At 38.0% G+C, this 14734-nt stretch carries 13 protein-coding genes and 1 pseudogene; 9 read left to right on the forward strand and 5 right to left on the reverse strand.

The window, feature by feature from the left end:
- From JWP71_RS09855 to JWP71_RS09875, 5 genes and pseudogenes are all read left to right on the forward strand, one after another.
- A pseudogene (locus tag JWP71_RS09855) lies at positions 1-185 on the forward strand (ABC transporter substrate-binding protein); the annotation flags it as partial.
- The gene (locus JWP71_RS09860) at positions 185-1051 is read left to right on the forward strand and encodes an ABC transporter permease (RefSeq protein ID WP_299499203.1); all 867 of its coding nucleotides are present in this window, start codon (positions 185-187) and stop codon (positions 1049-1051) included. The pseudogene JWP71_RS09855 and the gene JWP71_RS09860, both read left to right, overlap by 1 nt.
- A 49-nt stretch (positions 1052-1100) precedes the next feature.
- Positions 1101-1898: an NIPSNAP family protein gene (locus tag JWP71_RS09865; RefSeq protein ID WP_299499205.1), complete on the forward strand. Its 798-nt coding sequence runs from the start codon at positions 1101-1103 to the stop codon at positions 1896-1898.
- Between the two features lie 3 nt (positions 1899-1901).
- Positions 1902-3332, forward strand: coding sequence for an NAD(P)/FAD-dependent oxidoreductase (locus JWP71_RS09870; protein ID WP_299499207.1), 1431 nt, complete (start codon positions 1902-1904; stop codon positions 3330-3332).
- Positions 3333-3375: 43 nt separating this feature from the next.
- Positions 3376-3987 (forward strand): TMEM175 family protein, encoded by a 612-nt coding sequence (locus JWP71_RS09875; RefSeq protein ID WP_299499209.1) that lies wholly within the window; start codon positions 3376-3378, stop codon positions 3985-3987.
- On the opposite strand, the gene JWP71_RS09880 is transcribed toward JWP71_RS09875, so the two are convergent.
- The 3 genes from JWP71_RS09880 to JWP71_RS09890 form a co-directional block, all read right to left on the reverse strand.
- Positions 3984-4769, reverse strand: a complete 786-nt coding sequence (locus JWP71_RS09880) for a cupin domain-containing protein (RefSeq protein WP_299499211.1) — start codon at positions 4767-4769, stop codon at positions 3984-3986. The genes JWP71_RS09875 and JWP71_RS09880 overlap by 4 nt on opposite strands.
- Before the next feature lie 41 nt (positions 4770-4810).
- On the reverse strand, positions 4811-6799 hold the full coding sequence (locus JWP71_RS09885) for a tetratricopeptide repeat-containing sensor histidine kinase (protein ID WP_299499213.1): 1989 nt from the start codon (positions 6797-6799) through the stop codon (positions 4811-4813).
- Positions 6800-6890: 91 nt separating this feature from the next.
- Entirely contained in the window at positions 6891-7343 is a 453-nt protein-coding gene (locus JWP71_RS09890) for a DoxX family protein (protein WP_299499215.1), read from the reverse strand.
- A gap of 225 nt (positions 7344-7568) precedes the next feature.
- Between JWP71_RS09890 and JWP71_RS09895 the strand changes: the two genes are divergently transcribed.
- Positions 7569-7784: a hypothetical protein gene (locus tag JWP71_RS09895; protein ID WP_299499217.1), complete on the forward strand. Its 216-nt coding sequence runs from the start codon at positions 7569-7571 to the stop codon at positions 7782-7784.
- Between the two features lie 144 nt (positions 7785-7928).
- On the opposite strand, the gene JWP71_RS09900 is transcribed toward JWP71_RS09895, so the two are convergent.
- Positions 7929-9689 carry an SMP-30/gluconolactonase/LRE family protein gene (locus JWP71_RS09900; RefSeq protein ID WP_299499219.1) on the reverse strand — a complete coding sequence of 587 codons (1761 nt, stop codon included), beginning with the start codon at positions 9687-9689 and terminating at the stop codon, positions 7929-7931.
- Positions 9690-9888: 199 nt separating this feature from the next.
- Here JWP71_RS09900 and JWP71_RS09905 point away from each other — a divergent pair, with 199 nt between their 5' ends.
- From JWP71_RS09905 to JWP71_RS09915, 3 genes are all read left to right on the forward strand, one after another.
- On the forward strand, positions 9889-11154 hold the full coding sequence (locus JWP71_RS09905; RefSeq protein ID WP_299499221.1) for a PQQ-dependent sugar dehydrogenase: 1266 nt from the start codon (positions 9889-9891) through the stop codon (positions 11152-11154).
- 275 nt (positions 11155-11429) lie between these two features.
- Positions 11430-12689 (forward strand): PQQ-dependent sugar dehydrogenase, encoded by a 1260-nt coding sequence (locus JWP71_RS09910; RefSeq protein WP_299499223.1) that lies wholly within the window; start codon positions 11430-11432, stop codon positions 12687-12689.
- Positions 12690-12850: 161 nt separating this feature from the next.
- On the forward strand, positions 12851-13873 hold the full coding sequence (locus tag JWP71_RS09915; protein ID WP_299499225.1) for an LLM class flavin-dependent oxidoreductase: 1023 nt from the start codon (positions 12851-12853) through the stop codon (positions 13871-13873).
- Between the two features lie 97 nt (positions 13874-13970).
- Here JWP71_RS09915 and JWP71_RS09920 read toward each other — a convergent pair whose 3' ends face one another.
- Positions 13971-14462 (reverse strand): hypothetical protein, encoded by a 492-nt coding sequence (locus tag JWP71_RS09920; RefSeq protein WP_299499227.1) that lies wholly within the window; start codon positions 14460-14462, stop codon positions 13971-13973.
- Positions 14463-14734 lie beyond the last annotated feature (272 nt).

Below are 14734 nucleotides of genomic sequence, written 5' to 3' on the forward strand. Positions count from 1 at the left end.
CATTTGGCGCCGATATTTATCAATGGGGCTACCAGGCAGGCGAGCAGGCTGCACAATATTTAAAAACACATAAAACAACCGGCCTTAAACCAGAAATGGTTAAGATAAGAAAGCGCGTTTATAATGCTGCTGCAGCAAAAAAGTATAATATTACTATCCCATCAAATTTCGAAGCTGTAAAATAATGGATTTTTACCTAACCGCATTATTACAAGGACTTTGCTTTGCGGGAATAGCATTGGGAATATACATTTCCATGAAAATTTTCAATATCCCCGATATTACAACTGATGGAAGCTACACATTAGGTGGGGTTGTTACGGCCATTTTACTTACCCGGCATTTACCGGGTTACTTAATTTTACCTGTTGTTTTACTTTCTGGCGGCGTTGCCGGTGCAATAACCGGTATCATACATACCAAGCTTAAAATTAACCCGTTACTTGCCGGCATATTAGTAATGACAGCATTGTACTCTGTTAATTTAACATTAATGGGGCGTTCTAACCTGCCATTAATTGGCACTTCATCCATATTCACATTGTTACAAATTTTGGGTAATCCTAACCAAAATACCTTTATAATATTATCGTTATTTGTGCTTGTAATTACTTTGCTGATTGGCTACCTGTTAAAAACCGATTTTGGTTTGGCTATGCGCGCGACGGGCAATAGCGAATCGATGATAAGAGCGTTAGGAGTAAATACAGATAGAATGAAAATTATTGGCCTGGCATTGGCTAACGCGTTAACCGCGGTAAGCGGTTATTTGATAAGCCAGTTCCAGGGGTTTGCCGATATAAGTATGGGCATTGGCATTGTAATAGTAGGATTGGGGTCTGTTATTATAGCAGAAACTTTAATAAACTGGTTAAACATAACATCAGTCTGGATAAGCTTAGTTTTAGTTTTAACCGGCGCTGTATTATTTCAACTGGTTTTGGCCTTAACCTTAAATATAGGTGTAGATGCAAATTTATTGAAGCTGGTAACAGCAATATTTGTATTATTGATAGTAAGCCTGCCCCGATTTAAATTAAATAATAAATAACCTATAAATAAAAAAGTAAAAATAACTTAGTATTATAAAAATAACGATTATGAAAAAGTTCTATAAAAATTGCCCGGTTGTATTCATTGCCTTGTTTGTATTTACAACCTGTCTATTCTCCGGATTATATGCGAAAGCAGCTTCACAATATTATTACCAGATAAAAATTTATCATTTTAAAAACGCAACGCAAGAAAGTCGTTTAGATGCTTACCTGCAAAATGCCTATATACCCGCGTTACATAAAGCGGGCGTAAAAAACGTTGGTGTTTTTAAGCTGATTAAACAAGATAGTTTAGATAGGAAAATTTATGTGGTTGTACCTTACCGTACCTGGGATGCCCTGGAAAATACTGATCAAAAAATATTGAAGGATCAAACATACCTGGACGCGGGTAAGGATTATTTGGATGCTCCTTATAATAATGCTCCATATGCACGTATAGAAACAATTATAGCTCGTGCGTTTGTTAACGCTCCAGTGCCAAACATGCCAGACCTAACCGGAAAAAAAGCAGACAGGGTATATGAGTTACGCAGCTACGAAGGTGCAACCGAAAAACTACATGCCAGTAAAGTTAAAATGTTTAATATAGGCGATGAAATGGCCATATTTAAGAAATATGGCATGAATGGCGTATTTTATTCGGAAGTGATTGCCGGTAGCCATATGCCTAATTTGATGTACATGACCACCTATAACACCAAACAGGATAATATCGACAAATGGAAACAATTTGGTAAAGATGCGCAATTTGTTGCCTTAGGTAAAATGCCCGAGTATCAGCATAATGTATCAAAAGGCGAAAGCTTCTTTCTTTATCCAACAGATTATTCTGACTATTAAACTTTGGAAAAACGCGATTTTGATGCGATAATAGTAGGCTCAGGCCCAAATGGTTTAGCCGCCGCTATTTTATTGCAACAAAATGGGCTATCGGTTTTATTGATAGAGGGAAAAAATGAGATCGGCGGAGGGTTACGCTCTGCCGAACTTACGTTACCCGGCTTTACGCATGATGTTTGTTCGGCAATACATCCGCTTGCTGTAGCTTCACCATATTTTAAAACACTGCCTTTAGCGGCACATGGCCTTGAATATATCTATCCGGATATTGACGCGGCACATCCTTTTGATAATGGCACTACTGCAATTTTAAAAAGGTCGCTTAATGAAACCGCACAATTATTAGGTGAAGATAAACAAGCCTATCTTGATCTGTTACAGCCGTTAGTAAACAATTGGCCCACTGTTTTACCTGATATTTTAGCGCCATTACATTTTCCTGAACATCCGTTGGCATTAGCAAGGTTTGGGTTAAAAGCGCTAACATCTGCAACACATTTGGCAAAGCGATTTAGTACGGTTGAAGCAAAGGGATTATTCGCAGGTATGGCTGCCCATTCCATGCAGCCGTTATCAAATTTAACAACCTCGGCTATCGCGTTGGTTTTAATGGCTTCGGGCCATCAACAGGGGTGGCCAATACCTAAAGGGGGCTCTAAAAATATAGCCAATGCACTGGCATCTTATTTTACTTCAATAGGCGGAAAGATAGAAACCGGGTTGTACATAAAGTCATTAACACAGTTACCATCATCACACGCTATTTTGTTTGATGTTACTCCGCGGCAGCTTTTGCAAATAGCAGGGCATAAATTTTCATCAATTTACAAATGGCAACTGGAACGTTATCATTACGGAATGGGGGCATTTAAAATTGATTGGGCATTGAGCGCACCAATACCATTTACAGCTGATGCATGCCGGCGTGCCGGTACAGTGCATTTAGGCAACACACTAGAAGAGATTACTGATAGTGAAAAGCAAATAGCTTTGGGCAAGCACCCCGAAAGCCCTTTTGTGCTATTGGCGCAGCAAAGTGTATTTGATGCTTCCCGTACGCCGCTTGGTAAACATACTGCCTGGGCATATTGCCATGTGCCTAATGGTTCGGTTATTGACATGACCGGGGCTATTGAAAAGCAGGTTGAACGCTTTGCGCCGGGGTTTAAAGATGTTATATTAGCAAAACACACTATAAATACCGTACAACTTGAAGAATATAATCCTAATTATATTGGTGGCGATATTAATGGGGGGGCATTTGGTATCAATCAATTATTTACACGGCCTGCATTAAGAGTTTCGCCCTATAAAACATCAGCAAAGGGTATTTATATCTGTTCATCATCTACGCCGCCAGGCGGCGGTGTACACGGTATGTCTGGCTATCATGCTGCGAAAAAGGCTTTGAAGCACACTTTCGGAATTCAATAGATTTACAGCTCCTATTACTATATTTATTACTTTGTAATTCGTTATGAGATCAATAAATGCAAATATGCGTAAAGGTAGATTAGAGGCCTTTAGCGACGGCGTTATCGCTATCATTATTACCATTATGGTTTTGGAGCTGAAGGTACCTGCTAAGCCTGATCTGGAAGCATTATCTAAAGTATGGCCGGTTTTTATAAACTACGTTATGAGCTTTATTTATGTTGGTATTTACTGGAACAATCATCATCATATGTTCCATGTAGTACGATCAATAAATGGTGCAGTACTATGGGCCAACCTGCATTTACTTTTCTGGTTATCAATGGTGCCCTTTGTAAGTAGTTGGATGGGCGAAAATCCATTTAGTGTTGTATGGCCAATGGCTTTATATGGCTTTGTGCTTTTAATGAATGCTATTGCCTACAGTATATTGGTAGTCGTGTTAATTAAGCATGAAGGACAGGACTCTTCATTAGCAATTGCATTAGGCAAAGACTGGAAGGGAAAACTATCGCTAATATGTTATATAGTGGCGATAGTGTTTGCCTGGGTAAATACATATATAAGTTTTGGATTATATGTTGCTGTTGCATGCATTTGGTTCATCCCCGACAGGCGAATAGAAAAGAAGATAGCAGACGATCAGGTTAGTTAATCTGTTTTTAAATTATGCCACTGTATGGCTAAATAATAACACTGCTCATTGCTGATGTTTTTTGGCCCATGCAATATACCCGAAGACAGGTAAATACAATCGCCTGCATGCGCATCAAATTTATCCTGTGCAATGGTTTCCTGCACACTACCGTTTAGCATCAATATTAATTCTTCTACCCGGTGTGTATGCGGATCATGGCTGGCAAAACCGGGGTTTAAAGCTGTAGCATGTACATCAAATCTTCCAAACATAGATGTTGGCCGGTCAAATATAGCTCTTGTTTCACCTTTTGTTGATTTGTTTACTTTTAACAAACTCCAGTCTTTAATAACCGATGGCCCTGCATCATGCCCGCGCTTAATATCTGCCGTATTTGTTGATTTATATTTAATTATATAAAAGGTTGCAGGTTCGTTAGCATTATTTTTAAAACTGATCTTATCACCAGCCAATATTAATGCAATGCTATAGGCAGCTACTGTTTTAGTAGTATCGTTTATTGTTAGTGTAACATTGCCGCTTTTTACTACTATTAACTGTTCAAATTGGCTATCAATAATGGGTTGGGTGTAAACTTTACCTGCAGAGATAGTGAATGTAGCTATTTCGAATTTTTGCAGGTCTAAAGTCTTTCCGCTAATAATGGTTCTTTTTTCTACCCCTCTTATATGAATCGTTTTGTTATTGTCCAAGTTATAAACACCGGCTTTTAAGACATCGCTTTGCGCATTGGCGCCTAATGAAATAGCCATTATTAAAATGGTGAAAATTACTTTCATGAATGAGTAATGTTTGGTTTATAGTTTAAAAATACCCTAAATTAATGTTTAAAAGAAACGAAAAAGCTGGTTCCTTTTTTCAGTTTGCTTTCTACCCATATTTTTCCGTCATTCCGTTCCACAAATTCCTTACAAAGCATCAGGCCAATGCTGTTTCCTTTTTCGCTACCAGTGCCTTCCATGCTTTCATTGTCAGGTTCAAATATTCTATCCTGTAAAGATTTTGCTATACCTATTCCATTATCTTTAATTGCAATTGTGGTAAAGCCTTTTGGATGATCTATAGTAGCGTCAATTTCTACAATACCATTGGCATGTGTGTATTTTGCTGCATTAGCCAGTAAATTTCTGATAACAAAATCAAAATGCGTTTGGTCTGCAAAAATAAAGATATCATCAGGTGTCTTATCAATTAGCTGAATGTGCTTTTGTTCGGCGGTCTCTTTATGAAAAAGCAGCGATTGTGTAATTACATATTTAGCATTAAAATGACTTTTGTTGTAGGTTATGCCTTTTAACTGGGTTTGGCCCCATATCAACAATTTATCCATCACATCTAATGTAGATATACTGTGTTCCTTTAGTCGGGGTATAAATGAGCGTACCTCTGTTATATCAGCCTCATCCTCTATTACTTCTAACAAATTAACTATAGTAGCCACCGGCGATCGCAGGTCATGACTAATTATAGAAAATAATTTATCTTTAAAATTATTAAGGTTTTTTAATTCATCCTGTTGTATGAGCAATTGCTCATTAAGTTTTTTTGTTTTTTTATAAAACAAAAAAACTATTAATAAAACAATTAACGAACAAACAGCCACAGCGAATGTAATCCATGTTTTATATTTATTTTGCTGATTAATGAGCTGCAATTTTTGCACTTTAATTTTTGAATTAGCCAAATCATTATTGGCTATTAAACCGGCTATATCTTTTGAATTTTTAAGTGTAAACAGACTGTCTTTTAAAGCATCCTTAAATTCTAATGTTTTTACCGCGTCTTTAAAATCACCTTTCTGTTTGTATACATCTATCATGCCGTCATAAACATCCAGCCGCAGATGATTTTGATGTAACATCAGCGTAATTGCTAATGATTGTTTTAATAAAATTAAACAGCTGTCGGGCTTAGTTTTTGTTTTTAAGGATGCCAGGTTAATAAGCGTGGTGGCTTCGGCTTCGGGTAAATTTAATTTTCGTGCTATGGTTAATGATTGTAATTGATAATCAAAAGCTTTTTTGATGTTTCCTAATTGCTGATATACAGCACCGGTATTCCCCAATATCATAGCAGTTAACTCCGGTTCGTGGTTCTCTGTCTTTTTTAGTGCATCTAAAAAGTATTGCAATGCTAGCTTCATCTGGTTTTTTTTACCATATATAATGCCTACATCGTTTAAAAGAGTTGCTTCTGCATTTGATGGGGGAAGTTGTTTATTTAATTTAAGTGCAGTTTGATAATATTCTAAAGCCTTATCTAAATTATTAATCTGCTCATTCAATACCCCAAGTTTAAGATATGATTGAACCAACCCATGTATGTCATTACTGGCCTGATTTATCTTTAATGAAGCTATAAAGTGTTGTGCAGCCTCTTTATACGAACCCATTTTAGCCAGGCAAATCCCTAAAGAATTATTTGTAACAACTAAACCTGGGTTGTATTTTAATTTTTCAAAAATAGACAAGGCAATTGTTAAATGGTTTTTAGCCGAATCCATTTTGCCAATAGCAATGTCGACAGCGCCAATTTGCCCGTGCATTAATCCAATACCTAAAAGATAATTTAATCGGTTTGCTAATGCCAGGCCTTGTTTTGCATAAAATATGGCCGAATCTGATTTTTCATTACGGTAATTTGTTACCAGAGCTTTATAAATACGTATGCAGCTTGTATCAGCCCGAGATTGTTTTAAACCTGCTAATAATGAAGCAGTTGATGGCAGTTGGGCATAAGTTTCCGAATTGGTTATAAGTAACCCAATTATGCATAGTGCATATATGATAAGGCTGTTTTTCTTTGGCATGGAAAATCAACGGAATATAGAAAAATATTTACTAATAAATTAATTTTTCAGCAAATAATAAATATAGAGAACAGGCTGATTATAAAGCTGATTATCTATTTAGACTTTCTTTTTTTTCCGTAAGCAAGTTATCCAACGATAAGGGTCCTGACCCAATTATTACAAACGTTAGTAATAACGCCAGGACAATTATAGACAACCAAAGCTCAGAACTAACCAAAGGGTTTAAAATGTTAACATAAAATACAGCTCCAAATATAATTGGAAGCTGCATAAGTGATGCTATTCGGGTAAATAAACCTAAAAAAATAAGTATACCGCCAACCATGTGTACGTAGGTTACATAATGTAAAATGACAGCAATTTCAAGCCCGGATAAATGGACGGATTGGTTTTGTAAAAGCAGATCGAGAAGAAAAGGGGTGTTGCGCATAAATTCTACACCTTTCATAACTAAAAAAACGCCTAATATTATACGTATAAAGTCTAATATTTTAGGGTGGTGGGTATTGCCCCAGTTTTCAATTTTATTTACAAAGTTCATAGTATCAAATTAATTGTTAGCTCGAGTGGCAAGAGTTGAACGAATTTAGATAATTTCAAAAGATCAAAGCAACACTAATGTTCACATTTTAAAGATATTTTTAAAATCTAAAGAATACCGGGTTGATATAAAACAAAGATAGTTCCTGTACAAGTAAAAGAATTGTTTTAGACATATATAATTAAAACACAAAGTTTATATATTTGTGCCTTTGAATATCTGAATATGAAAAAGACCTTAGGACTTGTTATAACAGCAATTGGAATATTAATAATTGCTGGTGCTTTTATCTTTACACCAGAACACGCACTAAACCCTGCCGACTCGGGAAGTGGAATAAGTGCATCTGCAGGATTAGCTTATAGTGGCTTTATTATTTTTGGTATTGGTATAGTGCTTTACATATCAAGCCTTCCATACGCCGGCGAAAAGACCAAATAGTTTTCCCCTCTTATTTTCCCGCTTTTAACTTACTGCCTAACCATGTGTATGGCAATGAGGTTATTGCTAATGCGATAGGGTAGCCATATATGCTGATAAATTCCAACCCTTAGTAAAGCCTATCACAGCATTTGCGAGCACCACTTATATTTTAGGCGTATTTGGTTTAAAAGGTTTATCAAAAGAATTAGCCCCTTTTACGCCAACTTTGCGACGATATACTTTATCCTTAACAGAAACATATAATATATCAAAATTGGGCCCGCCGAAACACAGATTGGATGGGCTGCCGTTAGGCGTAGGCATAATGCTGATTACCCTGCCAATTTCGTCCAATATTTGTATACCTAAACGGGTGGCTACATAAATACGGTTATTTACATCGCATTTTGCCCCGTCAGACCACGCATTTTCTGCTGTATCCGGTACATGCAGCCAGCCAAAATGTTGTTTGGCAGATAATGTACCATCAGCATTAACCTGGAACGCATATACCCAATGAGTTGAAGATTCTGTAACGTACAGCTCGGTTTGATCCGGACTAAGCGTTAGTCCATTGGCATATTTTATACCCTCATCAACTACAGTTTTTTCGCCGTTTGGCTTTATCAGGTATATTTTGCTGGGTTTATCTGTGCCATCGGGTACAGTTACATACACGTTTCCATTATTAGCAACGGTAAGGTCATTGCCTGCTATATCGCTTGCAATTACAGTCTCTTTACTGTCTGCATCGTAACTTAATATTTGTTTGGTGCCGCCTGCTACAGTATAACGCTTTCCATCAGGGCCAAAAGCTGTACCGCTTGCTTTTTTTGCATCCAGTTTAAGTGTGGTTAGTTTGCCGTTAACATCAACTTTATAAGTTTTTGAATTGGGTATATCCTGGTAAAAAACCTCGCCGGCTGCATTTACAGCAGTACCTTCTGCAAAGCCATAACCTTCGCCAACCAGCTCCCAGCCCTGGCCGGGCAATACAATGGTATTTGTAAATGCATTTTTAGATACACCTGCGGCTACCGGTTTAGGATAATCTTTCCATAAAAAACGCATGGCCTGAGGGAAGATTGCCGTAGCCTGAACGCCGTTATGCCCGCCTTCACCCCAGGCATGATCTACTTCATAACCTGCAAACTGAAAAGCTCTTTCCATCATTTGCGCGGTAATCCACCAATCGCCAACATAGTTATTAAGATCATTTGTTCCATCCTGCATAAATATGCGTAATGGCTTAGGTTCATATTTCCTTATTAAGGTAGGGAACCGCTCTGCACCGCGGAAACCCACATAAGTACCAATAGAACTAAATATCCTGGTAAATTGGTCGGGCCTTTCCCACGCGGCATTAAATGCAGCTATAGCGCCACTGCTCGAGCCGCCAATAGCGCGGTCGTTTGCGTTTTTTGATAACAGGATGGGCCTGCCATCTGCAGTTTTTTGTTTTTCAACTTCCGGTAAAAGTTCATTTAATAAAAACTTTACATAGGTATCGCCAATGCTATCATATTCATAGCTGCGGTTATTACGGTTTATTGCAGTCTGCTTATCGGGAGCGGAAACCTGTCCCGGTGCTATAAAGACCGCTATGGTTACCGGCATTTCTTTATTATTTATCAAATTATCAAAAACAGTAGGCGCTTTAAATTGCACGCCATCCTGGTTTACGTACAGGCAAGCGGGTTTTTTACCATCATATTGGGCAGGTACATAAATAGTAACATTACGTGTGGTACCAGGGTATATTTTCGAGTTGTTAAATTTTAATTGGATCAATTCGCCCTTAGGCACGCCGGCATGAACTACAGAAGCAGAATCAACCGGGTATTTTTCAACAGGGGCCTGGGCAAAAGCACTTAATTTCGATACTAAAAGTGCCGCAAAAAGCAGGGCTTTAATCTTGTTCATAACTAAATTGGCAATTAAAAAGGGTTATATAATAGGTTCTCAAATATATAAAATAGATCAGAAAGTCATAATTTATTACATCCATAATATTGTAACAAACCTGAAAGTTAGAACAGCGGCTAACCTTTTTTAATAGCTTTGTGTTATTTATAATACGCCAATCTAATCAAAAGCTAATTTTTAAAAAAAATACAACCTTATGAATAAAATAGTTCTTCGGGTAACTTGCCTGTTATGTGCAATTACAGCTTTAGCCAGTTTTTCGGTCTTTAAAAATATTAATAAAAATACAGCTCCTTTTCCGGCAAATTTGAAACTTCCGGCAGGATTTTCTGCGACTATAATTGCCGACTCACTGGGGTCACTAAGGCATTTGGTTGTCACTGATCATGGAGATGTTTATGTAAAATTAAATTCGCTTAAAAAAGGAAATGGAATTTACTTTCTGAGTGATACCAATCATGATGGCAGACTTGATAAAAAAATGAGTTTTGCAAAGTATCCCGGCACAGGTATAAAAATAAAAGGGCAATATCTTTACTCGGCCACTAATACCGGTGTGTACCGCTATAAATTGAATAATAAGCAGGAAGTAATTGATCCTGATAAACCAGAACTAATTGTACAGGGATTAGTAGATAAAAAACGCGATAATTCAAAATCTATCGCCTTAGATAACAAGGGTAATTTGTATGTAACCGTTGGTTCTTATAATGAAACTTGCCGGAAAGAAGGTTCTGGGGAAGGTATGCCCGGCTGCCCTCTTTTAGACTCGGTAGGAGGGATATGGAAGTTTAAAGCCAATAAGCTTAATCAAAGCTACAATGATGCGATTCACTATGCCAAAGGCTTAAAAAATGTGGTCGGGATAGACTGGAACAGCAATACAAATTCCCTGTTTGCCATGCAGCATGGGCGGGGGCCATTTGATGATAAATTCCCGCAATATTATACCGCCAAACAAAGCGCCGATTTGCCCGCCGAAACCATGTATGAATTGCACCAGGGAGCAGATGCAGGTTGGCCATTTGTATATTACGACCAGTTTCAAAAAAAGAAAATATTGTCTCCTGAATATGGCGGGGACGGTAAAATAACAGTTGAAGATAAATATCTTGATCCTATTGCTGCTTTCCCCGCACATCTTGCACCAAACGATCTGCTGTTTTATACCGGAAATATGTTTCCCGAAAGATATAAGAACGGTGCTTTTGTGGTTTTTCACAACCGGTCATCGCAAAAAATAGGTTATTTAGTGGCTTTTGTTCCTTTTAAAAATGGGAAACCTTCGGGAGATTGGAAGATTTTTGCAGATAATTTTACGGGCCAGAACCTTGCAAAACCTACCGGCCCATTTCAATATCGCCCCATGGGAATAGCTCAGGGACCAGACGGCGCTTTATATGTTGCCGATGATTTGAAAGGCGCTATTTTTAAGATCACTTATTCGGCTAAAGGAAAATAATACAATTCCCGGAAAATCAATTTCCGGATAATTGATCAAATAAACTTAAACTATTGTCAGCGCTTGTTTAAAGAACAAGCGCTGTTTTTTTTGTGGAATAAAATCATACTTTATTACAAACGCGATAATGTAAACGACAGGGCATCATATAGATAATATTGTAACAAACCTGAAAGTTAGAACAGCAGCTAACGTTTTTTAATAGCTTTGTGTGTTGTTTATATAAACACGCCAATCAAACCAAAAGCTAATTTTTAACAATAAATACAACTTTCATGAATAAAATAGTTCTTCGGGTAATTTGCCTGTTATGTGCAATTATGGCTTTAGCCAGTTTTTCAGTCTTCAATAATATTAATAAAAACACAGCCCCTTTTCCGGTAAATCTTAAACTTCCGGCAGGATTTTCTGCAACTATAATTGCCGACTCACTTGGGTCATTAAGGCATTTGGTTGTTACCGATCATGGAGATGTTTATGTAAAATTAAATTCGATTAAAAAAGGAAATGGAATTTATTTTTTGAGCGATACCAATCATGATGGCAGACTTGATAAAAAAATGAGTTTTGCAAAGTACCCTGGCACAGGTATAAAAATAAAAGGGCAATATCTTTACTCAACCTCTAATACAGCTGTATACCGTTATAAATTGAATGATAAGCAGGAAGTAATTGATCCTGATAAACCCGAACTAATTGTACAGGGGCTGGTAGATAAAAAACGCGATAATTCAAAATCTATCGCCTTAGATGACCAGGGTAATTTGTATGTAACCGTTGGTTCTTATTCTGACGCGTGCAGGCAGACAGGTTCAGGGCAGGGAATCCCCGGTTGCCCTCTTTTAGACTCGGTAGGAGGGATATGGAAATTTAAGGCCAATAAGCTTAATCAAAGCTATGGCAACGGAGTTCATTACGCGAAAGGGATTAAAAATGCAATTGGGATAGACTGGAATACCAGTACAAAAACTTTATTTTCAACTCAACATGGCCGTGGCAGCTTTGATGACAAGTTCCCGCAATATTATACCGCCAAACAAAGTGCTGATTTACCGGCCGAAACGCTGTATGAATTGCACCAGGACGCAGATGCAGGCTGGCCGTTTATTTATTATGATCAGATCCAGAAGAAGAAAATGCTTGCGCCCGAGTATGGTGGTGACGGGAAAATAACAGTTGAAGATAAATATCTTGACCCTATTGCTGCTTTCCCCGCGCATCTTGCGCCAAACGATCTGCTGTTTTATACCGGCAATATGTTTCCCGAAAGATATAAGAACGGTGCTTTCCTGGCTTTTCATAGCCAGTCTTCGCAAAAAATAGGTTATTTAGTGGCTTTTGTTCCTTTTAAAAATGGCAAGCCATCAGGAGATTGGGAGATTTTTGCAGATAATTTTACGGGCCAGAACCTTGCAAAACCTACCGGCCCACTTCAATATCGCCCCACAGGATTAGCTCAAGGACCTGACGGTGCCTTGTATGTGGCTGATGATTTGAAAGGTGCTATTTTTAAGATCACTTATTCAGGTAAATAGAAATAACACAATTCCGGCAAATCCTTTTTCGGATAATTGATCGGGTAAATCAAAACTATTGTCAGCATTTGTTCAAAAGAACAAGCGCTGTTTTTTTTGGCCGGAATATTGTTTAAACTTGTTGATGTTTGTTTAAACATCAATTGTAAAAACATAATAGTATGGAAATAGGAATAGATAGCTTTGCCGCGGCAACATTTAATGATACCGAAGATACTGCCACCAGAAATGTAAATGTAATAGCCCAATTATTAGAAAGAATTGAACATGCAGATCAGGCCGGACTGGATGTGTTTGGCATTGGCGAGCATCATCGGAAGGAATTTTTAGATTCGGCACCAACCATCATCCTTGCAGCTGCGGCAGCCCGTACCAAACGAATCCGTTTAACCAGCGCGGTAACTGTTATTAGCGCGGCCGACCCGGTAAGGGTGTTTCAAAACTTCGCTACATTAGATCTGATTTCTAATGGGCGTGCAGAAATTGTAGCAGGGCGCGGCTCATTTATTGAGGCATACCCGCTTTTTGGTTATAAGCTACAAGACTATGACCCGCTTTTTGCCGAAAAGCTTGATCTGTTACTAAAAATAAGAGATAATGAAGTAGTAACATGGTCGGGCAAGTTCCGTGCGCCGCTTAACGGCCAGGCAATTTACCCACGGCCTGTACAACCCTCATTGCCCATCTGGTTAGGCGTTGGTGGTACTCCACAGTCTTTTATACGTGCCGGCGCATTAGGGCTTCCATTAATGGTTGCTATTATCGGGGGCGAAACGCATCGCTTCAGGCCATTGATAGATCTTTACCGCGAAGCCGGCGAAAAAGCCGGACATTCGCCTGATAAGTTAAAAGTTGGTTTACATTCAATAGGTTATGTAGGAAATACATCCCAGGAAGCCAGAAATGATTTTTACCCCGGATATGCAGAGGTGTTTACCAAAATAGGAAAAGAACGTGGATGGGCGCCCGTAACCCGTGCACAATATGATGCGCAAACGGGCCCAACCGGTGCATTGTTGATTGGAAGTCCGCAGGAAGTGGCCGAAAAAATACTTCGCCATAGCGAAGCTTTAGGCGGTATTTCCCGTGTTACATTTCAAATGGATCAGGCAGCGCTTCCGCAGGAGAAACTATTGAAATCTATTGAGCTAATTGGTGAACATTTAGTTCCTCTTATTCGCTAAGCATAGGGGAGAGGTCTTAAATATATTATTTGATCTTCGAGGTGTATTTGCCTCCTATATTCTAATGTAAAAGGGACTGTCGTCCCTTTTACAAATGTTAGTTTTTGGTAGTAGTTTCCGGCTTAATTGCCTCTTTAGGAGGATCTGCCGGTTTGGTATCTTTTACAGCTACCCCGGCCTCCGCTGGTTTTGGTTTTAGGGAGTTAACCTCTAAGGTTAATGCTTCATTTTTACTTGCCCATTCTTTTTGCTGCGTTTGTAATCCATTAATATCCGCATTTAATTGCGTTATTTTAGCTTGCTGGTTTTCAACGGTCATATTACTGACAATAAGTTCTTCTTTTAAACTATCAGCCTTATTTTCAAATCGTTTGATCTGTTCATTATGGGCATCTTTTGTACCCTCCAGTCTGGCTAATTTTATTTTTAACTGGACTATGCTATCATTCCTGAGAGACAGAGTTTTTTCAAGACTATCCGTTCTTTGAGTTAACATCTCAATTTTTTCTTTCTTGCTTTGCGCGCCCGCGCTTATTATTCCCGATACTACCATGCCAATCATTAAGATGACTACCTTTCCCTTTTTCATGTTAATTAAATTTAATTGCCAAACATTAAGTTATATATCTATTTAGATAAGTTAGCGTATCAAAATTGTTTAAATAAAGGGGAAAGTATCGGATGCTAATTAAAAGCAGGTTACGGGTAAGCTTCTTGTATAATATACATTTAATAAAAATAATTGTTTATGAATTTATAAATTTTTATCACTTTGACCCGCCAGAGGGTTTAATCATTTTTAAAGCGAATCAATACAAGTCCAATTATTAAAATCATCATTCCCACTATTGTATAAAATAT

Origin of the sequence: Mucilaginibacter sp. (assembly GCF_028287845.1) — a bacterium.
GTDB lineage: Bacteria > Bacteroidota > Bacteroidia > Sphingobacteriales > Sphingobacteriaceae > Mucilaginibacter.

Bases quoted from the DNA above. Each gene is read 5' to 3' on its own strand.
- JWP71_RS09860 (WP_299499203.1), top strand. From the start codon at position 185: ATGGATTTTTACCTAACCGCATTATTACAAGGACTTTGCTTTGCGGGA.
- JWP71_RS09865 (WP_299499205.1), top strand. From the start codon at position 1,101: ATGAAAAAGTTCTATAAAAATTGCCCGGTTGTATTCATTGCCTTGTTT.
- JWP71_RS09875 (WP_299499209.1), top strand. From the start codon at position 3,376: ATGAGATCAATAAATGCAAATATGCGTAAAGGTAGATTAGAGGCCTTT.
- JWP71_RS09880 (WP_299499211.1), bottom strand. From the start codon at position 4,769: ATGAAAGTAATTTTCACCATTTTAATAATGGCTATTTCATTAGGCGCC.
- JWP71_RS09885 (WP_299499213.1), bottom strand. From the start codon at position 6,799: ATGCCAAAGAAAAACAGCCTTATCATATATGCACTATGCATAATTGGG.
- JWP71_RS09890 (WP_299499215.1), bottom strand. From the start codon at position 7,343: ATGAACTTTGTAAATAAAATTGAAAACTGGGGCAATACCCACCACCCT.
- JWP71_RS09895 (WP_299499217.1), top strand. From the start codon at position 7,569: ATGAAAAAGACCTTAGGACTTGTTATAACAGCAATTGGAATATTAATA.
- JWP71_RS09900 (WP_299499219.1), bottom strand. From the start codon at position 9,689: ATGAACAAGATTAAAGCCCTGCTTTTTGCGGCACTTTTAGTATCGAAA.
- JWP71_RS09905 (WP_299499221.1), top strand. From the start codon at position 9,889: ATGAATAAAATAGTTCTTCGGGTAACTTGCCTGTTATGTGCAATTACA.
- JWP71_RS09910 (WP_299499223.1), top strand. From the start codon at position 11,430: ATGAATAAAATAGTTCTTCGGGTAATTTGCCTGTTATGTGCAATTATG.
- JWP71_RS09915 (WP_299499225.1), top strand. From the start codon at position 12,851: ATGGAAATAGGAATAGATAGCTTTGCCGCGGCAACATTTAATGATACC.
- JWP71_RS09920 (WP_299499227.1), bottom strand. From the start codon at position 14,462: ATGAAAAAGGGAAAGGTAGTCATCTTAATGATTGGCATGGTAGTATCG.